Source organism: Amycolatopsis sp. NPDC033938 (assembly GCF_055575975.1).
Genome location: NZ_JBVIRO010000001.1, coordinates 962,990 through 983,012 on the forward strand (window position 1 = coordinate 962,990; position 20,023 = coordinate 983,012).

Below are 20,023 nucleotides of genomic sequence, written 5' to 3' on the forward strand. Positions count from 1 at the left end.
CCCGCGGCGGGGCTCGTGCCTTTGGGGGGGGGGGGGGGGGCGGCACCTGGGGGGGGGGGGGCGGCTTAGGCTCCCCCCCCCACCACCCCCACCCCCCACCACCTTGACCCGACCACTCACTTCGCGCCACGGTCAACCCGGCGTTTCGTCCTCCGAACGCGGTCGGTGCCCACGCGAGGATCGCGTTTAGCGGGCTAAACGCGACGCGGTGGGACGGGACCAAGGTCCTGACCGGGTGCGACGTAGGTCCCGTTGGGGACGCCCCGGCGCTTTCACCTCGACCACACTGCCTACGCTCCTTTGCGTGAACGGTGTGACCGAGCTGGCCCTCTCCGGGCCGCTGCTGCTCGCGGCGGGTGTCGCGCTGCTGGCCGGGGCGATCTCCTTCGCGTCACCGTGCGTCGTCCCGCTGGTGCCGGGGTATCTCGCGTACCTGGCGGCGCTGGTCGGTGCGGACGCCCCCGCGGTCAGCGCTGACGAAGAGCGCAAGAAGGGCCGCTACGCCGTCGTCGGCGCGGCGGCGCTGTTCGTGCTCGGGTTCACCGTCGTCTTCGTGGTGACACTGGGGACGCTGGTGTGGATCGCCGCCGTCGTCCAGATCAACATGGATCTCCTCCAGCGTCTCGGCGGCGTACTGACGATCGCGATGGCGCTGGTCTTCCTCGGCTGGATCCCCGGGCTGCGCCGCGAGTTCCGTTCGCACCACGTGCCGCGCGGCGGTCTGTGGGGCGCGCCGGTGCTCGGCGCGGTGTTCGGGCTCGGCTGGACGCCGTGCATCGGGCCGACGCTGTCCGCGGTCATCTCCATGGCCAGCGCCACCGGCGGGGCGGCGGCGCGCGGGTACGTGCTGATCCTGGTCTACTGCCTCGGCCTCGGCCTGCCGTTCCTCCTCATCGCGTTCGGTGCCCGCTGGGCCGTCCGCGCCACCGACTGGCTGCGCCGCCACGGTCGCCAGGTGCAGGTCTTCGGCGGCGCAGTGCTGCTGATCGTCGGCGTCCTGCTGGTGACCGGACTGTGGGGCGACATGACCGGCTGGATGCGGAACACCCTCGTCACCGACCTCAGGCTGCCCTTGTGACCACCACCGAAGCACCGCCCAAGAAGGAATACCGTCAGACGCCGCTGAAGCGCGCCCTCGCCTTCCTCCGCAACACGTGGCGTGGTCTGACGTCGATGCGCACCGCGTTGGTGCTGCTGTTCCTGCTCGCGCTCGCCGCGATGCCCGGCGCGCTCCTGCCGCAGCGGAACCTCAACGTCGCCAAGACCGACGAGTACATCGCCGCGCACGGCTGGTGGGGCGAACTGCTCGACAAGACGCAGTTCTTCGAGGTCTACGGCAGCGTCTGGTTTTCGGCGATCTACATCCTGCTGATGGTCTCGCTCATCGGCTGTCTCGCGCCGCGCAGCCTCGAATACGCGAAGGCGATGCGCGCGAAGCCGGTGCTCACGCCGCGCAAACTCTCGCGGATGCCGCATCACCTGTCCACCACGACCGACCGGACCCCCGAGACGGTCATGAAGGACACTCACGCACTGCTCAAGGGCTGGCGCCGCGTAGAGCGCGAAGAGGCCGACGGCGGCCGAAGCATCTCCGCCGAGCGCGGATATCTCCGCGAGACCGGCAACCTCGTCTTCCACTTCGGCATGCTCGGCCTGATCATCTTCTTCGCGCTCGGCAAGCTCTTCGGCTACGAAGGCCAGGTCATCGTCCAGGCCGACAACAGCCCGTGGTGCAACTCCGGCATCCTCGGCTACGACACCTTCAACGCCGGCTTGCGCGTCGACGGCACCGACCTCAACGCCTTCTGCATCCGGCTGAAGGACTTCGAAGCGCGCTACACCGAGGCCGGGCAGGCGAACTACTACCACTCCAACATGGAGTACCAGTCCGGCGAAGACCTGAAGACCGGCGCTTGGAAGCCGTACGGACTCGAGGTCAACTCGCCGCTGCGCACCGCCGGCGACCGCGTCTACCTGCTGAACTTCGGCTACTCCCCGAAGTTCACGGTCACCTTCCCGGACGGCACGGTGCGCTCCAACATCACGCCGTGGCGTCCCGCCGACGAGCCGACGAAGCTCTCCGAAGGCGCCACGAAGATCGACCAGCCCGGCATCACCGACCCGGTCGAACGCCGCACCCGGCAGCTCGCGATCACCGGCCTGCTCGCCCCGACCGCGTTCATGCACGGCAACGTGCTGACGTCGTCGCGGCCCGAGGCGAACAAACCGGCCGTCGCCGTCGACATCTATCGCGGCGACCTCGGCCTCGACGCAGGCCGCGGGCAGTCGATCTTCCAGATCGACCAGTCGCTCGTCGAGGACGGCAGGCTCAAGAAACTCACCCGGCAGAATTTGAACCAGGGCCAGGAAACCGTGCTGGACGACGGCACGAAGGTCCGCTTCGACGGAGTACAGGAATGGGTGGCGATCCAGGTCTCGCACGATCCCGTGCAGGGCTGGGTGCTGGTCTGCGCGATCGCGATGCTGATCGGGCTGGCGGGATCCTTGCTGGTCAAACGGCGCCGCGTATGGGTCCGGGTGACACCGGCGCGCGAAGGTGAGACGGGTACCGTGATCGAGGTCGCCGGGCTGGCGCGCACCGATCAGGCGGGCTACGGCGAAGAGTTCCAGCGGATCAGCGCCAAGCTGGTCCAGGGGCAGAGAGGCAACTAGAGGTCATGCCGATCAACGAGACGCTGTCCCAGTACAGCGACTACTCCTACACCACCGCGGCGGCGATCTACGTCCTCGCGTTGATGTTCGCCCTCGTCGAGCAGGGGTTCGGGGCGAAGGGCCGCCTGGCGGCGGAACGCAGCATCCAGCGTTCCCGCGAACTGGTCGGCGCGGGCGGTCCGCCGTCGACGCCGCCGGCTTACGGGACACCCGTCGAGCCCCCTCGTGAGATCGGCCGCCCCGAGCGCATCGGCCGCATGGGTGCCGCGCTGCTGGTGCTGGCCGCACTGCTCCACCTGTCCGCGATCGTGTTGCGCGGGCTCGCCGTGCACCGCGCGCCGTGGGGCAACCTCTACGAATACGGCATGGCCACGACCTTCATCGCCGTCGTGACCTGGCTCGTCATCATCCGGAAGTTCCCGGTCCGCCACCTCACCGGCTTCCTGCTGCTGCCGGTCGTGATCCTGATGTTCGTCAACGGCACCATGCTGTACACGACGGCCGCGCCGGTGCAGCCCGCGCTTCAGTCGTACTGGCTGGTCATCCACGTTTCCGCGGCGATCATCGGCTCGGGGGTGTTCCTGGTGCCGGGTGTCGCCAGCGTCCTCTACCTCTTCCGCGCCGCGCACGACGACAACCCGGCCAAGTTCGCCAAGTTCGGCTCGAAGCTGCCCGCCGCAGACGTACTCGACCGCATCGCCTACCGCACCACCATCTTCGCCTTCCCGATCTTCACCTTCGGCGTGCTCTGCGGCGCGGTGTGGGCCGAGGCGGCGTGGGGCCGGTTCTGGGGCTGGGACCCCAAGGAGACCGTCGCTTTCGTGGCGTGGGTCGTCTACGCGGCGTACCTCCACTCCCGTGCCACCGCGGGCTGGCGCGGGAAGCGGGCCGCGATCATCAACATCGTCGGATTCTCCGCGACGATCTTCAACATGTTCTTCGTGAACTTGGTGACGTCGGGCCTGCACTCCTACGCCGGGGGCTGACCGACACCGCTGCACGCGAGCCGACTACCGTCGATACTTGAGGTAGTGGGGGAAGACGTGCGCGGAGGAGGAATTCAGCGGTGACCGGACCCAGCGAAGAATCGGCTCCTGGCCACCCCGAACCCACCGAGAGCGTCCAGCCCTCGGAGTTGTTCTCCGAGGACAGGACGGACTCGGCGCCGCATCCGAACGCGGGCGGCTTCGAAGCCGAGCCGACGCAGGTCGTCCAGCCGCAGTACCCGCAGCAGGCGCCACAGGCTCAGTACGCGCAGCCCGCCCAGCAACCGCTGCCGCAGCCTTCGCACGGGCAGTACCAGCAGCCGTACGACCAGAACCTGCCCCCGTTGCAGCCGCAGCAAGCCCAGCAGCCTCAACCAGCCCAGTACCCGCCGCAGCAGCAGTACGCGCCCCAGCAGCCTGTCCAGCAGCCCGCCGTCCCGGGGCTGCCGCAGCCGCAGGGCAGGCACGCGCTCCCGGACGAACTCGCCACCGCGAGCCTGGTCAAGCCGCAGAAGCGCAAGCCGCAATCGGGCTGGCGCAAAGCGGTCTACGTCGGCACCGGCAAGCTCATCAACCCGGGGGAGAGTCCGGCCGACACGCGCAAGCGCGAGCTGATCGCGCAGATCAACCAGCCGCTGCGCGGGTGCTACAAGATCGCGATGCTGAGCCTCAAGGGCGGCGTCGGCAAGACCACCACGACGACCACGCTGGGCTCGACGTTCGCGTCGCTGCGCGGTGACCGCGTCGTCGCCGTCGACGCCAACCCGGACCGCGGGACGCTGTCGCAGAAGATCCCGATCGAGACCACCGCGACCGTACGGCATCTGCTGCGGGACGCGGACAAGATCACCAGGTACAGCGACGTCCGCTCGTACACCTCGCAGGGCGGAAGCCGGCTGGAGATCCTCGCCAGCGAGCAGGACCCGGCGGTTTCGGAAGCGTTCTCCGAGGACGACTACCGGCGCACGGTCAACCTGCTGGAGCACTTCTACAACATCGTGCTCACCGACTGCGGGACCGGGTTGATGCACTCGGCGATGAAGGGCGTCCTGGACGTCGCGGACGCGCTGGTGGTGGTCTCGTCAGGCTCCGTGGACGGCGCGCGCAGTGCTTCGGCGACGCTCGACTGGCTTGAGGCGCACGGCTACGGCGACCTGGTCAAACGGTCTGTCGCGGTGATCAACTCGGTGCGCCCGAAGGGTGGCTCCGTCGATCTCGACAAGCTCTCCGCGCACTTCGGCGCACGCGTCCGGTCGGTCTGCCGGATCCCGTTCGACCCGCATCTGGAAGAGGGCGCCGAGATCGAACTGGACCGGCTCCACGCCGACACCCGGCTGGCGCTGCTGGAACTGGCCGCCACCGTCGCCGACGGTTTCGGAGGCCAGCAGTACCGCCAGGTCCAGCCCTGAGTCTTACTCTTTGTCCTCGTCTTTACTCTTGCGCTGTTGCTCACCGAGCTTGCGCAGGAAGTCCGGGTCGTCGTCCGGGGCCAGCGTCGGCCGCGACGAGGGCACCCCGACGCGCTCGATCCCGAACGCGCGCCATAAGACAACGGCGACGGTGAGCGCTCCGATGGCCGCGAGCAGATAGATCATGCTCGGTCCCTTTCCGCGTGGAGGACGTTGCTCAGTCCCACGAGGCTAGCCTCTTTACCGCGTACGGGGGGACCTACGGATACCCCAATGTGACGAAGGGCCATTCGAGCCCTTCGTCACCGGAGTCCTTTATGCGAAAAACGCGAGGTCAGACCTTGCGGGCGGGTTCGCTGGCGTCGGTGGTCAGCTCGGCGAGGAGCTCGTTCACTTCGGCCTCACGGAACCGGCGGTGCCCGCCGGGAGTGCGGATCGAGCCGATCCGGCCCGCGGTCGCCCAGCGGGTCACGGTCTTGGGGTCGACCCGGAACAGGGCCGCCACTTCGCCGGGGGTGAGCAACCTTCCGCCCATCGTCGCGGTCATTTTCCGCCTCCTTCACGGTTCCAGTGCTAAACCGGAGGCGGGCCCAATGCCCGTCGTGCCGGGGTAGCCAACACGGCAATCGTTGCATCTCACCCGTCAGGTACTCGAACGGTTGTCCAATAGTAAAGAGCCCTTAAAGGGCAAAACCGACAAGCGAGACATGCGCTCCGCGACCCGCCGGTCTTGTCACAGAGGTACGAAAAACCCGCCCTTGTCATGCGAATCGGCGCATGGCCCCTAAGGTGTAGCGGTGGACCAGGTGGATCGGAAGATCATCGCGGCATTGCGGGAGAACGGGCGGGCTACCTACGCCGACCTCGGCCGATCGGTCGGCCTCTCGGCCTCATCGGTGCACGAGCGGGTCGGCAAACTCGAAGCCGCCGGGGTGATCACCGGCTACCACGCCATGGTCGATCCCAGCACCGTCGGACTCGGGGTGACGGCGCTCGTCGGCATCCACCCCACCGACACCGCGACCGAAGACGACGTCGCGGCCGCGCTCGGGGCTTTGGACGAGGTCGAAAGCTGCTACGCCGTCGCAGGTGACGAGGCGTTCGTCGTCAAGGTGCGGGTGGCGACCGTCGACGACCTGGAGCGGACGCTGGGCAGGCTGCGGCGGATCCCCGGCGTCGGCCGGACGAACACCACCGTCGTGCTTTCCACCCGCTTCGAGGGACGGCCCAACAACGCGGGTCTGGAGGACGGCCGCAACGGCGACGCGTAGCCTGCGTTGATGTGAGCGACACTCCAGAAACCGCCGATCACCTCGCCCGTGACCTGACGCTGTACGTGCTGGCCAGGTTCCTCCTGGTCGGGGTCATCGGTGGCGGGTTGCTGCTGGTCAACGTCCCGCTGCTGGTCGCGTTGCTGATCGGCCTGGTCGTGGGGCTGCCACTGGGGCTGCTGCTGTTCCGCCCGCTGAACGCGCGCGTGACCGCCGGGCTCGCGCGCCGCAACGAAAAGCGCGCTCGCGCCCGTGCCGAACTGCGCTCCCAGTTGCGTGGCGACCGGGTGGACGGGACAGCGTGAGCCGGCTCCACAGCCGCAGCTGGGTCCGCGAGGCCGTCCGCATCATCGAGGCCGACGCGAACCGCAGCGCGGATACGCACCTGCACGTCTTCCCGCTGCCCGCGGAGTGGGGGATCGACCTCTACCTGAAGGACGAGTCCGTCCACCCGACCGGCTCGCTCAAACACCGGCTGGCGCGCTCGCTGTTCCTGTACGGCCTGGTGAACGGCCAGATCGGGCAGGACACCGTGCTCGTCGAGGCCTCCAGTGGCTCGACGGCGGTTTCGGAGGCGTACTTCGCGCGGATGCTCGGGCTGCGGTTCATCACCGTCGTGCCGCGCAGCACCTCGCCGGAGAAGATCGCGCTCATCGAGTTCTACGGCGGCGAGTGCCACTACGTCGACAAGGCGCCCGCGATGTACCCGGAGGCCGAGCGCCTCGCCGCCGAGTGCAACGGCCACTACCTCGACCAGTTCACCTACGCCGAGCGTGCGACGGATTGGCGCGGGAACAACAACATCGCCGAGTCGGTCTACGCGCAGATGCAGTCCGAGCGGCACCCCGTACCGACGTGGATCGTGGTCGGCGCCGGAACCGGCGGCACGAGCGCGACCTTCGGCCGCTACGTGCGCTACAAGCGGCACACCACGAAGATCGCCGTCGTCGACCCGGAGAACTCGTCGTTCTACGGGGCTTGGGAGACCGGCGCGCTCGACTACGGCACTGGCATGCCGTCGCGGATCGAGGGTATCGGGCGGCCGCGGTGCGAGCCGTCCTTCGTGCCCGGCGTGATCGACGAGATGTTCCAGGTGCCGGACGCCGGTTCGCTGGCGGCCATCCGGTTGCTGCGGGAGCACACCGGGCACTGGGCGGGCGGCTCGACCGGGACGAACCTCTACGGTGCGTTCACCCTCATCTCGCGGATGCTCGCCGAGGGTCAGGCGGGCAGCGTCGTCACGCTGCTGTGCGATGGCGGCGAGCGGTACGCCAACACGTACTACAACGACGAGTGGCTGGCCCAGAAGAACCTCGACATCGCGCCTTATCTGGAGAAGTGCCGGGAGTTCCTGGTGAGCGGGAAGTTCGCTCCGGAGAGCTGAGGGGCTTTACCTCAGGTTGGCCGGATCACCAAAAGAGCGAGGGACCTTTGCTATCGCCTGGGCCACATTTAGCGGCCACTTGGGTGCTGAATCACTACGGGTAGTGGCTCCAGGCGCGAAACTCAAGGGATGAACGGTCCGTTCATCGCGCTCATGCCGCCTGGCCCACGTGAGCGTATGACCGGCCAATCGCGGCCGCACTGTGTGGATTCAGGGTCATCCAACGTCCCGAAATCCACGCAGTCCCGCATCAAAGGTCCGGTGGCGGCTCAGAGCGACAGCGCGATGGCCGTCAGGATCGCCCAGCCCAGCATGGCGAACCCGGTGTCCCGCAGCGCCGGGATCAGTGCGCGACCCTGTTCGCCACCGCCGACGGCCTTGACCGACTTCAGCAGCAAGGGCGCGGTCGCCCACCCCAGCAGCGCCCACGGCGTCACGAAGGCGAGCAGCACGCTGACGACGTACGGCACCGCGACCAGCACCAGGTAGAGCCGCCGCGTGCCCTTGTCGCCGAGCCGGGTGGCGAGCGTGCGCTTGCCGGACTCGATGTCGGTCGGGATGTCGCGGAGGTTGTTGGCGGTCAGCACGCCGGTCGAGAACGAACCGACGGCGACCGCGCAGCCGAACGCCGTCCAGCTGATCTGTCCGGCTTGGACGTACACCGTGCCCAGCACGCCGGCCAGCCCGAAGAAGACGAAGACGGCGATCTCGCCGAAACCGTAGTAGCCGTAAGGCTTCTTGCCGCCGGTGTAGAACCAGGCGCCGAGGATGCAGACAGCGCCCATCGCCAGCAGCCACCACAGCCCGCTGATCGCGACGAGCACGAGGCCGAGAACCCCGGCGAGCCCGAGGGCCACGAGAGCGGCGGCGAGGACCGCCTTCGGCTTCGCGGCGCCGGAGCCGACCAGCCGCAGCGGGCCGACGCGGTTCTCGTCGGTGCCGCGGATGCCGTCGGAGTAGTCGTTCGCGTAGTTGACGCCGACGATCAGGGCCAGCGAGACCAGGAGCGCGAGAACCGAGCGGGGCCAGGAGAAGCCGTCGAGCGCGACGGCCGCGCCGACTCCGGCGACCACCGGCGCCACCGCGTTGGGCAGCGTCCGGGGGCGCGCCCCTTCGATCCATTCACCAGCAGTCGCCATGCCGCCATTCTGGCCCTGGCCACTACCGGTCGGTACGTGGGGCTACTCGCATTTCGTCCTCTGCCTGCGGCATCGAGTCACCGCGAGCAGAGGACGAAACGCGCTACTTCACGTCGAGGACGTCTTCGAGCGTCCAGGTGAGCGTGCCGCTGTTCGGAACGGCGATTTCCGGTTCGTCCGCCAGCGCGGGTCCGGCCAAAGCGACCAGACCCATCGTGACGGCGGTGCAGGCCAATACTGTGCGTGTCCAGCGCGTCATGCTTAGACGTAAACCCGCGGGTAATGACTCTGTCAACAAAGTCCCAGTAATCGGTGGGAAATTCACGACCTTAGTAGGAGATCCCGTACCGCCGCCCTATCGACCTTTCCGGGGCCCCGCAACGGTAGTTCTTCGGTGAACTCGACCCGCTTCGGCGCGGCCGCCGCACCGGCTTCTTCGCGGCACGCCGCGCGCAAGGAATCGACGTCGCAACCAGCGCCGACGACGAGCGCGACGACCGCTTCACCCCACTCGGGATCGGGTACGCCGACCACGCACGCGTCGCGGACTCCGGGCTGTGCGGTCAAAACCCGTTCCACGGCCGCGGCGGCCACCTTCACCCCGCCGGTGTTGATCATGTCGTCGATCCGGCCCAGGATTTCCCACCGGCCATCGGGCCCGAGCCGTCCGCGGTCGGAGGTGCGGAACCGGCCCCCGTCGAACGCTTCGGCGGTCAGTTCCGGTCGAAGGCGGTAACCGTGCGCGAGGACGTCCCCGGCGACGCAGACCCGCTCGTCGTCGAGTTCGATCCGCACGCCGTCGAGCGGCACGCCGTCGTACACGCAGCCGCTCGCCGTCTCGCTCATGCCGTACGCGGGCACGATCTTCACGCCCGCTTCGGCCGCGCGCTCCCGCAGGTCCGCGGTGGTCGCCGCGGCGCCGATCACGATCGCGTCGAACGCGCGGGCCGCGGCCAGCCCAGGCCCGCCGTCGTCGAGCAGCCGCCCGAGCTGGGTCGGGACGAGCGCGGTGTAGCGCGGCCCGTCCAGCGCGAGGAGCGGCGCGGCGGCCTCGGCGAAGTCGTCGGGCCGGAAACCGGAGGCGTGCAGCACGGCGGGCGTCGTCCCGGCCAGCAGCGAGCGGACCAGCACCTGCAGCCCGCCGATGTACTGCGCCGGAGTGGCGAGCAGCCAGTGCCCCGGCCCGCCGAGCCGCGTGTGGGTCGCGTTGGCCGACGCGACCAGCGCGGCGGCCGAGAGCAGGACGCCCTTGGGCTCGCCGGTGGACCCCGAGGTGGCGATGATCACCGCTGTCCCGGGCTCGGCCGGGCGCGTCGGTTCCATCGCGTCCCGCAGGGTCTCCGAGGCGTACGGGAGGACGGCGGGGCCGCCGCCGAGCGCCTCGGCCAGTGCCGTGGTCAGCTCGGCGATCGACTCCGGACTCCCGTCCACCCCTACCGCACGCATCCCGCCAGCCTACGTCCGCCGCCGGAGCGCAGTTAGCGGGCTAAACGCGATCTGCCTGGTCAGTAGTAGTACGGGAAGGCCGACCAGTCGGGAGAGCGCTTCTCCAGGAACGCGTCGCGGCCTTCGACGGCTTCGTCCTGCATGTAGGCCAGCCGGGTGGTCTCGCCGGCGAAGAGCTGCTGGCCGACCAGGCCGTCGTCGGTGAGGTTGAACGCGTACTTCAGCATCCGCTGCGCCGTCGGCGACTTGCCGTTGATCGTCCACGCCCAGTCCAGCGCCTCGGTTTCGAGGTCGGCGTGCGGGACGGCGGCGTTGACCGCGCCCATCGCCTGCATCTGCTCGGCCGTGTACTCCCGGCCGAGGAAGAAGATCTCCCGCGCGAACTTCTGCCCGACCTGTTTGGCGAGGTACGCCGAGCCGTAGCCGCCGTCGAACGAGCCGACGTCGGCGTCGGTCTGCTTGAACCGCGCGTGCTCGGCCGAGGCGAGCGTGAGGTCGCACACCACGTGCAGCGAGTGCCCGCCACCGGCGGCCCAGCCAGGGACCACCGCGATGACCACCTTCGGCATGAACCTGATCAGCCGCTGGACCTCGAGAATGTGCAGCCGTCCGGCCCGCGCCGGATCGATCGTGTCAGAGGTCTCCCCATCCGCGTACTGATACCCGGAGCGTCCGCGAATACGCTGGTCACCACCGGAGCAGAACGCCCAGCCACCGTCTTTCGGCGACGGGCCGTTGCCGGTGAGCAGGACGCACCCGACGTCCGAGCTCATCCGCGCGTGGTCGAGCGCGCGGTACAGCTCGTCGACGGTGTGCGGGCGGAAGGCGTTGCGGACCTCGGGACGGTCGAACGCGACACGCACGACGCGTTTGCCCGATCGGCTCTCAGCGGAGCGGTGATAGGTGATGTCGGTGAAGTCGAAACCTTCGACCTCGGTCCACAAGGCGGGGTCGAACAGCTCGGAAACCTGGGCGTCATCCACGTTTGGGAGAATAGGACGTGTGGCCGTGAGTCGTAGTGTCAAACCCGAGGTCTGCCGGTGAATCCATCCACCGCGCAGGCCAGGGTCATCGTCGACGAGCTCGTCCGCAACACCGTCTCGCACGTCGTCCTCTGTCCTGGCTCACGCAACGCCCCGCTGTCGATCGCGCTTTACGACGCGGCGGCGGCCGGGCGCCTCCAGCTGCACGTCCGCATCGACGAACGCGGCGCCGCCTTCCTCGCCCTCGGTATCGCCGCGCGCACCGGCCGCCCCGTCGCCGTGCTGTGCACCTCGGGCACCGCGGCCGCGAACTTCCACCCCGCCGTGCTGGAGGCCGATCGCGCCGGTGTCCCGCTGATCGTGCTGACCGCCGACCGCCCGCCCGAGCTGCGGGCCGCCGGCGCGAGCCAGGTCATCGACCAGCACCAGCTCTACGGCAACGCCATCCGCTACTTCGACGAGCTGGCCGTCGCCGAACGCCGCGCCGGGCAGAACTCGTACTGGCGCAGCCAGATCTGCCGCGCCTGGAACGCCGCGTACGGCGAATGGCGCTGCGGGCCGGTACACCTGAACATCCCGTTCCGTGAGCCGCTCGTGCCGGACATCGACGATGACGGTGAGTGGTTCGAGTCACTCGAAGGGCGTCCCGACGGCGCCCGTTGGACCGAACTTCCCGACTTCGGCGCGCTTCCCTCCTTCGTGGTCCCCTCGGCCCGTACCGGTCTGGTCATCGCTTGCGACACCGGCGTGCAGGCCGCCAGCGAGTGGGCCGAACTGCACGGTTGGCCGGTCGTCTCCGAAACCGGCGGGATCGGGCTGGCGGGCGCGACGGCGATCTCGTCCGGCGCCTGGCTGCTCGGCGTCGAGGAGTTCATCTCGCGGCACAAGCCGGAGCAGGTGCTGTGCATCGGCCGTCCGACGGTGTTCCGGCAGGTCCAGCGGGTCCTGTCCGATCCCGACGTCGAGGTGTTGCTGGTCCGGCCCGATTCGGACTGGCCCGCGCCCGCGCACAACGTCCGGCAGGTCGGCCAGTGGTTCGACGAGCCGACCAAACCCGCCGACCCGGAGTGGCTCGCCAGCTGGCAGCGCGCGGACAAGGCGGCGTCGGCGGCGGTGGCCGAAGCGCTGGCCGCCGAACCGTGGCCGAGCGGGCTGCGCCTGGCCACCGAACTGGTCGACGCGGTCCCGGAGGGGTCGCTGCTGGTCGTCGGCTCGTCCAACCCGACCCGCGACGTCGCGCTCGCCGGACGCCTGCGGCCCGACGTCCTCGTGCACCGCAACCGCGGTGTCGCCGGGATCGACGGCATGGTGTCGACCGCCATCGGCGCCGCCACCGTCCACAGGGGACATTCGTACGCCCTGCTCGGGGACCTGACCTTCCTGCACGACGCGAGCGGCCTGCTGACCGGGCCCGCCGAGCAACGCCCCGACCTGACGATCGTGGTGCTCAACGACGACGGCGGCGGCATCTTCTCGCTGCTGGAGCAGGGCGCGCCGGAGCACAACGCGAGCTTCGAACGTGTCTTCGGCACGCCGCACGGCGCCGATCTGGGCGCGCTGTGCGCGGGCTACCGCGTCCCGCACGTCGTCGCGGAGACGCTCACCGAGTTCCGCGCCGCGCTGAAGCCCGCGCCCGGTCTGCGAGTGGTGGAGGTCCGGGTGGACCGAACGCGCCATCGCGAGCTGCACGCGCGCCTCCGTACGGCGGTGTCCTCCGCCGTGCGTGCTGTCTAGCCGTTTCCAGAGGCTGGGAACCCCTCCTTCGGACGTGTCTGGCCGCTGATCGTCTGGCTACGTTCGAGCGCGCTGACAAATCCTGGGAGGGATCCTCAATGCGCTTGAAGACTCGCGCCGGCTTCGCCGGATTGACCGCGGGCGTCGTCACGGTGCTGCTCGTGGGCACCGCGGCCGCCGCGCCCGCCCCCGGCTCGATCGGCGTCGGTGACCCGTACTACCCGCACGCCGGAAACGGCGGCTACGACGTCGGGCACTACGACCTCCGGCTGAGCTACCAGCCGTCGACCGACCTGCTGTCCGGGGCCACGACGATCCTGCTCACCGCGACACAGGACCTCTCGCGGTTCAACCTTGACTTCGGCCTGAAGGTGTCGAGCGTCCGGGTCGACAACAGGCCCGCGAAGTTCGCGACATCGACCGACGGCACCGGTGAGCTCACCGTCACCCCGGCCACCCCGCTGAAGAAGGGCCAGGCGGCGACCGTCGTCGTGGCCTACGCGGATACGCCGTCGAAGGTGAAGATCGACGGTTTCACCGCATGGAAGAAGACCCCGGACGGCGCGCTGGCCGTCGACGAACCGCAGAGCGCGGCCTGGTGGTTCCCGTCCAACGACCATCCGACGGACCTGGCCACCTACGACGTCTCGGTCGAGGTCCCGAACGACGTCGCGGCGCTGTCCAACGGCACGCTCGTGCGCAAGACCGCGCAGCGGCCGGGCTGGACCCGCTGGAACTGGCGCAGCACCAAACCGCAGGCGACGTATCTCACGTCGCTGGAGGTCGGCAAGTTCGAGGTGAACGAGCAGACCACGCCGAACGGCCAGCCCTTCGTCACCGCTTACGGCGCCGACCTCGGCGAATCGCTCGGCGCGGCCAAGGCGAGCATCGAGCGGACACCGGAGATCACCGAGTTCCTCGCCTCGAAGTTCGGGCCTTACCCGTTCGAGGCACAGGGCGGCGTCGCCACCACCGGCATCACCTTCGCGCTGGAGAACCAGACGCGGCCGGTGTACGGCGCGCGGGCGTTCCGGTCCGGCTCGAACACCTCGGTCGTCGCGCACGAGCAGGCGCACCAGTGGTTCGGCGACAGCGTCACGCTCGGCAAGTGGAGCGACATCTGGCTCAACGAGGGCTTCGCCTCCTACGCGGAGTTCCTGTGGTCGGAGGAGACCGGCGAGGGAACGGCCGACGAACTCGCCCAGTACATCTACGACTCGGCACCCGCCGACGACCCCTTCTGGCAGGTCCTGCCCGCCGATCCGGGCGTGGAGAACCAGTTCGACGCGGCCGTCTACGACCGCGGCGCGCTCGCGGTGCACGCGTTGCGCAAGGCTGTGGGCGACGACACGTTCTTCCGCATCCTGCAGACCTGGCAGCAGGTGAAGAAGCACAAGTCCGCGGTGATCCCGGAGTTCATCGCGCTGGCGGAGAAGATCTCGGGCAAGCCGCTGTACGACCTGTTCCAGACCTGGCTCTACACCAAGGGCAAGCCCGCGGCGGGGCCGAACGGCGCGCCCGCCCTCCGGGCCGCTGTGGCGCCGGTCGCACCGAAGTCCTACCCGCGGATCAGGGCGACGCACGAATTCCTCGCCGAGCGACACGCCCACTGACGGGTAGCGCTACGCTCGCGGCGTGACGGCCAAAACGGAGCGGGTGAGGCGCATCGGGTGGTACGCCGCCCTCGGTGTCGCCTCACTCGTCACCGTGCTCTGCTGCTCGCTGCTGTTCGCCGCCATCCGCAACGACAACGCGATCGAAGCGCAACTCGGCCAGGCGACCGCGCAGGTCGAGAAGGTGACGTTCGACCGCACGATCATCAACTACGCCACCCCGGACGGCATCGTGCACAGCCCGGCCAACGGCGTCCTCTACCCGGCAGGGCTCGCCGCCGAGCAGCTCGTGAACATCGAGTACGACGTCGGTGACCCGGAACTCGCGCGGGTGGCAGGCCGGTCGGCGGTCAACACACTGCTGCCGCTGGGCAGCATGGTCTTCTTCACCTGGCTGATCGCGGGGCCGCTGCTGTGGTGGATCCGGCGGCAGAACACCCGGTCACGCGCCGAGTCCTCCGTCTGATCACGCGAGATCTCCGTCCAGTCACGCGTGATCGCCGTTTCCGCACGGGTGGTTCGTGTGACCGAGCGGGTGACTCGCGTGACCAGGCGGCGAACACACGTGATCAGGCGGCGAACACGCGTGATCGAACGGCGAACTCAGCCCACGGACTCCCGCCACCACCCCAAGACCTCGTCCGCCACTCCCGGCGCCGCGACCAGCAGCCCGTCGGCGGGCAGCGGTACCCCTTCCCCGTGCCGGTCCAGCACCACGGCCCCCGACTCGATGGCCAGCGCGACCGAACCGGCGACGTCCCATTCGCGGTAGCTGTGCAGCACCGCGGCGGCCGCGTGTCCCAGCGCGACCTGCGCGATGGCCAGCGCCGCCGAACCCAGCACCCGGACGCCGGCGTGCGCGGTGGCGGCGCGTTCGATGAACCGGCCCATGCCCGGCCAGAGGCCCTTGCGGGTCAGTTCCGTGCAGACGATCGCTCCGGCGGTCCCGTAGCGGTCGGTCAGCCGGATCGGCTTGCCGTTCGCGCGGGCGCCGCGGCCTCGGGCGGCGGCGTAGATCTGGGCGCGGTACGGGTCGGCGACCACGCCGACCACCGGCCCCGAAGCGTCGATCAGGGCGAGGCTGTAGGCGCACCAGGGGACACCGGCGACGTAGTTCGCGGTGCCGTCGACCGGGTCGACCACCCAGCGGTATTCGGCGACGTCGGCACCGTGGTCGGCGCCGAATTCACCGCCGACGACGGGGATGCCGGGGAATTCCGCGGTCAGCACGCGGCGGGTGTGGCGTTCGAGGATGCGGTCGGTGTCGGTGACCCAGTCGAAGGGCGAGTCCTTCAGATCGGGCTGGGTGCCGCGGCCGGCGGTCGCGGTGATCACGTCGGTCGCGTCGTTGGCCAGCCGCCCGGCCACTTCGAGGGCCCTCGACAGCAACCCGGGCTCGACGGGCTGCGGCGGCCTTGACGACAGGAGGGTCATGCCTGACTAGTGTGGCCGAGCCTGGTTTCCGGAACACGACCACGAGATGACATGTCGTCTGTTCCGTTTTTGTTGGCATGGGCGTCACAACCGGATGCGACAGTGTGCCTCGTGCGAGTCGCGATAGTCACCGAAAGTTTCCTGCCCCAGGTGAACGGCGTGACCAACTCCGTGCTCCGCGTCGTGGAACACCTCCGCGACCGCGCGCACGACGTGCTGATCATCGCCCCCGGGCCGGGTCCCGTGGAGTATCTCGGCGCCCCGGTCGTGCGCATTCCCGCCCTCGACTTCCCCGGCGTGAACTCCCTCCCGGTCGGCGTGCCGACCCGGACGGTGCTCACCGCCCTCGCCGATTTCCGGCCGGACGTGGTGCACCTCGCCTCGCCGTTCGTGGTCGGCGCCCGCGGTCTCGCCGCGGCCAGACGGCTGCGGGTGCCGTGCGTCGCGGTGTATCAGACCGACATCGCCGGTTTCGCCGCCGCGTACGGCTTCGGCATCGCCGCCCGCGCGGCCTGGCGCTGGGTGCGCCGTCTGCACTCGCGGGCCGACCGCACGCTCGCGCCGTCGTCGGATTCGGTGGAGCAGCTGAGACTGCACGGGATCCCACGGGTGCACCACTGGGCGCGGGGCGTCGACATCGAGCGGTTCTCGCCGGCGCACGCCGATCCGGCGTTGCGCGCCGAGCTGGCGCCGAACGGGGAACTGCTGGTCGGTTTCGTCGGCAGGCTCGCGCCCGAGAAGGAGGTCGAGCGGCTGACCGCGCTCGCCGGTGTCGACGGGATCCGGGTGGTCGTCGTCGGGGACGGGCCGGAACTGCCGATGCTGCGCGAGCGGATTCCGGGCGCCGCTTTCCTCGGCGCCCGATACGGCGAAGAGCTTTCCGCCGCGTACGCGAGCCTTGACGTCTTTGTCCACACAGGACCGCACGAGACGTTCTGCCAGGCCGTCCAGGAGGCGATGGCGTCCGGGCTGCCGGTGCTCGCGCCGGACGCGGGCGGGCCGAAGGATCTGGTCCTGCCGGGCCGCACCGGCTATCTGCTGCCCGCCGACCGGGCCGGATTCGCGACGGCGCTGGTGGACAAGGTGAACGACCTGCGTGACGACGCACTGCGCGCCAGGTTGGGGGAGAAGGCGCGCAAGGTGGTGCTGGGCCGGACCTGGCCCGCCGTCTGCCGGGAACTGGTCGGCCACTACGAGGCCGTCCAGGGCAAGATCGCCCGCGCGGCCTGACATGCACATCATCCAGCTGGCCAACTTCTACGGGCCACGCTCGGGTGGGCTGCGGACGGCGTTGCATCACCTCGGCGCGGGCTACGTGGCCAGCGGGCATCAGGTGACCCTCGTGGTGCCCGGACGGCGCTACGCGGACGAAATGCTGCCCTCGGGAGTACGCCGGTTTTCCCTGCCCGCGCCCCGGATCCCCGGCACGGGCGGGTATCGCGCGGTCGATCCGCACCGGGTGCGCGCGGTGCTGAACCGGCTGGAGCCGGACAGGCTGGAGGTGTCCGACAGGCTCACGTTGCGCGGTATGGGGGTCTGGGCGCGGCGCAACGGTGTGCCCAGCATGGTGATCTCGCACGAGCGGCTCGACAGGCTGCTGGAGCAGTTCCTGATGCCGGAACCCGTCGCGCGGCGCGTCGCGGACGTCGCGAACCGGCGGATGGCGCGGCGGTACGACACGGTCGTCTGCACGACGGCGTTCGCCCGCGCGGAATTCGATCGGATCGCCGCGCCGAACGTCCGCCGTGTCCCGCTCGGCGTCGACCTCGCGACGTTCACCCCGGCCAGGCGGGACGACGGCTGGCGGTACGCGCTGTCCGGCACCGCGGACACCCTGTTGGTCCACTGTGGACGCTTGTCGCCGGAGAAGCACGTCGAGCGCAGTGTGGACACCGTCGCCGAGCTGACCGAGTCGGGACATCGTGTGCGGCTCGTGATCGCGGGCGACGGGCCACGGCGGCGGGCACTGGAACGGCGGGCTCGCGGGCTTCCGGTGACGTTCCTCGGCTTCCTGACCGGACGCGGTGCGGTCGCGCGCCTGCTGGCCAGCGCCGACGTCTCACTCGCCCCGGGGCCGCACGAGACCTTCGGGCTGGCCGCGCTGGAGGCGCTCGCTTCGGGAACGCCCGTGGTGGTCTCGGCTTCGTCGGCGCTACGGGAGATCGTGGGGCCCGGTTGCGGCGAAGCCGTCGACGATCACGCCGCCGCGTTCGCGGGCGCCGTCACCGAGCTTTTGACGTGGCCGGAGCCCACCCGGCGCGCCGCGGCGCGGGCACGGGCGGAGGAATTCGCCTGGCCGCGCTCGGTACAGGGAATGCTCTCCGCGCTCACCTGATCACCGGTCCTGGAATTTGTATCTCTTTTGTACAACCGGCATTCATCGTCCCCACACGCCATCGAGCGAGAGGACGGCACGTTGAGGTTCGAAGTACTGGGGACGTTCACCCTCTCTTCCGGTTCGCGGTCGGTTCCGCTGGGCGGCCGGATGAGAAGAACGCTGCTGGGCGTGCTGCTGGTCCGGGCGAACACCTTCGTGCCGGTCGACGTGCTCACCGAGGCCCTGTGGGAGAGCCGGTGGGAGCCGAGGGCGGTGCCGAAGCTGCACTGGCACGTCCACAAGCTCCGGCAGGCCCTCCCCGAAGACGACCGGATCTGCTTCGACAACGGTGGCTACCGGCTGGAGGTCCATCCCGGCGAACTCGACGTCGAGACCTTCGAGACGCTGGGCGGCCAGGCGCTGAAGGCCACGGATCCCGCGCAGCGCGCCTCGGTGATCCGGCAGGCGCTCACCCACTGGCACGGCGCGCCCTACGACGGCCTCGACGTCCCGCTGCTTTCGGACGAGACCATGCGTCTCTCGGAGTACCGTCTGGTCCTGCTCGAAGAGCTCTACCAGGCGGAACTCGACCTCGGGCGGCACGCGAGCGCGGCCGTCGAGCTGGCCGGGCTGGTGCGGCGGCATCCGCTGCGTCAGCGTGCCCAATACCTCCTGATGGACGCTCTCTGGCGAGCCGGGCGCACGTCCGACGCGCTGGCTGCGTACCGGCGGGCGCGCCGGGTCTCGATCGATCAGCTCGGCCTCGAACCGGGGCCGGAACTGCGGTTGCTGGAGCGGAGGATCCTCGCCGGTGAAGCCGCGGGGGCCGGTGCGCACCGTGCCCCGGCGTTGCTGGACCGGGCGAGGTGAACCTACGGGGCGCCGCTTTGCTCCTGCTTGGCCGACGGCGCCCCTCAGGGTTCGCGAAGTAGTGTTCGGGTATGTCCCGAGCGAGTCTTGACAAGGATCCGCACGAAGTCGCCGCCATGTTCGACGACGTCGCGGACGGCTACGACCGCGCGAATTCGTTCATGACCTTCGGCTTCGACCGCCGCTGGCGCACCACCACCGCACGGGTGCTGGACGCCGAACGCGGCGAGAAGGTGCTGGACCTCGCGGCGGGCACCGGCGTGTCCACCGTCGAGTACGCGCGCAACGGGGCCTGGTGCCTGGCCGCGGACTTCTCGGTCGGCATGCTCAAGGCTGGCAAGCACCGCGGCGTCCCGATGGTGGCCGCCGACGCGTTGAAGCTGCCGTTCGCGGACGAGAGCTTCGACGCGGTGACCATCTCGCTCGCGCTGCGGAACTTCGTCGACACCAAGGCCGCGCTCACCGAGATCGCGCGGGTGGTGAAACCAGGCGGCCGACTGGTGATCTGCGAGGTGTCGACGCCCACATTCCCGCCGATCCGGTTCCTGCACCGCAAGTTCATCCTGCGGCTGCTCACCTGGGTCGGCAGCCGGACCTCGACGAACCCCGAGGCCTACTCCTACCTGGCCGAATCCATGCTGGCGTGGCCGGATCAGCGGACGCTGGGCGAGATCATCGCGAGCGCCGGGTGGACCGAGGTGGAGTGGCTGAACCTCACGTTCGGCGTCGTCGCCATCCACCGTGCGAAGAAGCCCGCCTAAACT

General features: G+C 69.6%; 21 protein-coding genes. 14 read left to right on the top strand and 7 right to left on the bottom strand.

The features are described 5' to 3' along the window. The first annotated feature begins 304 nt into the window (after positions 1-304). From ACZ5ZX_RS04810 to ACZ5ZX_RS04825, 4 genes are all read left to right on the top strand, one after another. Complete coding sequence (locus ACZ5ZX_RS04810; protein ID WP_465500679.1) at positions 305-1,078, top strand: cytochrome c biogenesis CcdA family protein; 774 nt, start codon at positions 305-307, stop codon at positions 1,076-1,078. After that, positions 1,075-2,673, top strand: coding sequence for a cytochrome c biogenesis protein ResB (gene resB / locus ACZ5ZX_RS04815; protein ID WP_465500680.1), 1,599 nt, complete (start codon positions 1,075-1,077; stop codon positions 2,671-2,673). Before ACZ5ZX_RS04810 ends, resB begins: the two co-directional genes overlap by 4 nt. Before the next feature lie 5 nt (positions 2,674-2,678). Continuing rightward, positions 2,679-3,659, top strand: a complete 981-nt coding sequence (gene ccsB, locus ACZ5ZX_RS04820) for a c-type cytochrome biogenesis protein CcsB (protein ID WP_465500681.1) — start codon at positions 2,679-2,681, stop codon at positions 3,657-3,659. An 80-nt stretch (positions 3,660-3,739) separates the two neighbouring features. Then, positions 3,740-5,068 carry a MinD/ParA family ATP-binding protein gene (locus ACZ5ZX_RS04825; protein ID WP_465500682.1) on the top strand — a complete coding sequence of 443 codons (1,329 nt, stop codon included), beginning with the start codon at positions 3,740-3,742 and terminating at the stop codon, positions 5,066-5,068. A 3-nt stretch (positions 5,069-5,071) separates the two neighbouring features. Here the strand turns inward: ACZ5ZX_RS04825 and ACZ5ZX_RS04830 are convergent, their stop codons facing one another. Both ACZ5ZX_RS04830 and ACZ5ZX_RS04835 read right to left on the bottom strand, forming a co-directional pair. Continuing rightward, on the bottom strand, positions 5,072-5,254 hold the full coding sequence (locus tag ACZ5ZX_RS04830) for a hypothetical protein (protein WP_465500683.1): 183 nt from the start codon (positions 5,252-5,254) through the stop codon (positions 5,072-5,074). Positions 5,255-5,402: 148 nt separating this feature from the next. Beyond that, on the bottom strand, positions 5,403-5,615 hold the full coding sequence (locus ACZ5ZX_RS04835; protein ID WP_005151795.1) for a BldC family transcriptional regulator: 213 nt from the start codon (positions 5,613-5,615) through the stop codon (positions 5,403-5,405). 250 nt (positions 5,616-5,865) lie between these two features. Here ACZ5ZX_RS04835 and ACZ5ZX_RS04840 point away from each other — a divergent pair, with 250 nt between their 5' ends. The 3 genes from ACZ5ZX_RS04840 to cds1 are packed head-to-tail and all read left to right on the top strand — an operon-like array spanning position 5,866 to position 7,723. Further along, on the top strand, positions 5,866-6,339 hold the full coding sequence (locus tag ACZ5ZX_RS04840) for an Lrp/AsnC family transcriptional regulator (protein WP_465500684.1): 474 nt from the start codon (positions 5,866-5,868) through the stop codon (positions 6,337-6,339). 11 nt (positions 6,340-6,350) lie between these two features. Next, a complete protein-coding gene (locus ACZ5ZX_RS04845; RefSeq protein WP_465460407.1) occupies positions 6,351-6,644 on the top strand; it encodes a DUF4229 domain-containing protein in 294 nt (97 codons plus the stop codon). Further along, positions 6,641-7,723 carry an L-cysteine desulfhydrase Cds1 gene (cds1, locus tag ACZ5ZX_RS04850; RefSeq protein ID WP_465500685.1) on the top strand — a complete coding sequence of 361 codons (1,083 nt, stop codon included), beginning with the start codon at positions 6,641-6,643 and terminating at the stop codon, positions 7,721-7,723. The genes ACZ5ZX_RS04845 and cds1 overlap by 4 nt, the downstream gene beginning before the upstream one ends. 269 nt (positions 7,724-7,992) lie before the next feature. On the opposite strand, the gene ACZ5ZX_RS04855 is transcribed toward cds1, so the two are convergent. The 4 genes from ACZ5ZX_RS04855 to ACZ5ZX_RS04870 form a co-directional block, all read right to left on the bottom strand. Further along, on the bottom strand, positions 7,993-8,862 hold the full coding sequence (locus ACZ5ZX_RS04855) for a 1,4-dihydroxy-2-naphthoate polyprenyltransferase (RefSeq protein ID WP_465500686.1): 870 nt from the start codon (positions 8,860-8,862) through the stop codon (positions 7,993-7,995). A 103-nt stretch (positions 8,863-8,965) separates the two neighbouring features. Beyond that, positions 8,966-9,121, bottom strand: coding sequence for a hypothetical protein (locus tag ACZ5ZX_RS04860; protein WP_465460410.1), 156 nt, complete (start codon positions 9,119-9,121; stop codon positions 8,966-8,968). A 62-nt stretch (positions 9,122-9,183) separates the two neighbouring features. Further along, positions 9,184-10,308 carry an o-succinylbenzoate--CoA ligase gene (gene menE, locus ACZ5ZX_RS04865; RefSeq protein WP_465500687.1) on the bottom strand — a complete coding sequence of 375 codons (1,125 nt, stop codon included), beginning with the start codon at positions 10,306-10,308 and terminating at the stop codon, positions 9,184-9,186. A gap of 59 nt (positions 10,309-10,367) precedes the next feature. After that, the gene (locus ACZ5ZX_RS04870; protein ID WP_465500688.1) at positions 10,368-11,291 is read right to left on the bottom strand and encodes a 1,4-dihydroxy-2-naphthoyl-CoA synthase; all 924 of its coding nucleotides are present in this window, start codon (positions 11,289-11,291) and stop codon (positions 10,368-10,370) included. A 57-nt stretch (positions 11,292-11,348) separates the two neighbouring features. On the opposite strand from ACZ5ZX_RS04870, the gene menD reads away from it, so the two are divergent. The 3 genes from menD to ACZ5ZX_RS04885 all read left to right on the top strand — a co-directional run bounded on the left by menD (position 11,349) and on the right by ACZ5ZX_RS04885 (position 15,104). Beyond that, positions 11,349-13,025: a 2-succinyl-5-enolpyruvyl-6-hydroxy-3-cyclohexene-1-carboxylic-acid synthase gene (menD, locus tag ACZ5ZX_RS04875; protein ID WP_465500689.1), complete on the top strand. Its 1,677-nt coding sequence runs from the start codon at positions 11,349-11,351 to the stop codon at positions 13,023-13,025. A gap of 98 nt (positions 13,026-13,123) precedes the next feature. Beyond that, positions 13,124-14,638 (top strand): M1 family metallopeptidase, encoded by a 1,515-nt coding sequence (locus ACZ5ZX_RS04880; RefSeq protein WP_465500690.1) that lies wholly within the window; start codon positions 13,124-13,126, stop codon positions 14,636-14,638. A 22-nt stretch (positions 14,639-14,660) separates the two neighbouring features. After that, complete coding sequence (locus ACZ5ZX_RS04885; protein ID WP_465500691.1) at positions 14,661-15,104, top strand: DUF3592 domain-containing protein; 444 nt, start codon at positions 14,661-14,663, stop codon at positions 15,102-15,104. A gap of 137 nt (positions 15,105-15,241) precedes the next feature. Here ACZ5ZX_RS04885 and ACZ5ZX_RS04890 read toward each other — a convergent pair whose 3' ends face one another. After that, a complete protein-coding gene (locus ACZ5ZX_RS04890) occupies positions 15,242-16,072 on the bottom strand; it encodes an inositol monophosphatase family protein (RefSeq protein ID WP_465500692.1) in 831 nt (276 codons plus the stop codon). Positions 16,073-16,183: 111 nt separating this feature from the next. Here ACZ5ZX_RS04890 and ACZ5ZX_RS04895 point away from each other — a divergent pair, with 111 nt between their 5' ends. From ACZ5ZX_RS04895 to ACZ5ZX_RS04910, 4 genes are all read left to right on the top strand, one after another. Next, positions 16,184-17,302: a glycosyltransferase family 4 protein gene (locus ACZ5ZX_RS04895; protein WP_465500693.1), complete on the top strand. Its 1,119-nt coding sequence runs from the start codon at positions 16,184-16,186 to the stop codon at positions 17,300-17,302. A gap of 1 nt (position 17,303) precedes the next feature. After that, entirely contained in the window at positions 17,304-18,407 is a 1,104-nt protein-coding gene (locus ACZ5ZX_RS04900; protein ID WP_465500694.1) for a glycosyltransferase, read from the top strand. An 81-nt stretch (positions 18,408-18,488) separates the two neighbouring features. Beyond that, positions 18,489-19,259 (top strand): AfsR/SARP family transcriptional regulator, encoded by a 771-nt coding sequence (locus tag ACZ5ZX_RS04905; protein ID WP_465500695.1) that lies wholly within the window; start codon positions 18,489-18,491, stop codon positions 19,257-19,259. A 71-nt stretch (positions 19,260-19,330) separates the two neighbouring features. Further along, positions 19,331-20,020: a demethylmenaquinone methyltransferase gene (locus tag ACZ5ZX_RS04910; RefSeq protein WP_465500696.1), complete on the top strand. Its 690-nt coding sequence runs from the start codon at positions 19,331-19,333 to the stop codon at positions 20,018-20,020. Positions 20,021-20,023: the final 3 nt, after the last annotated feature.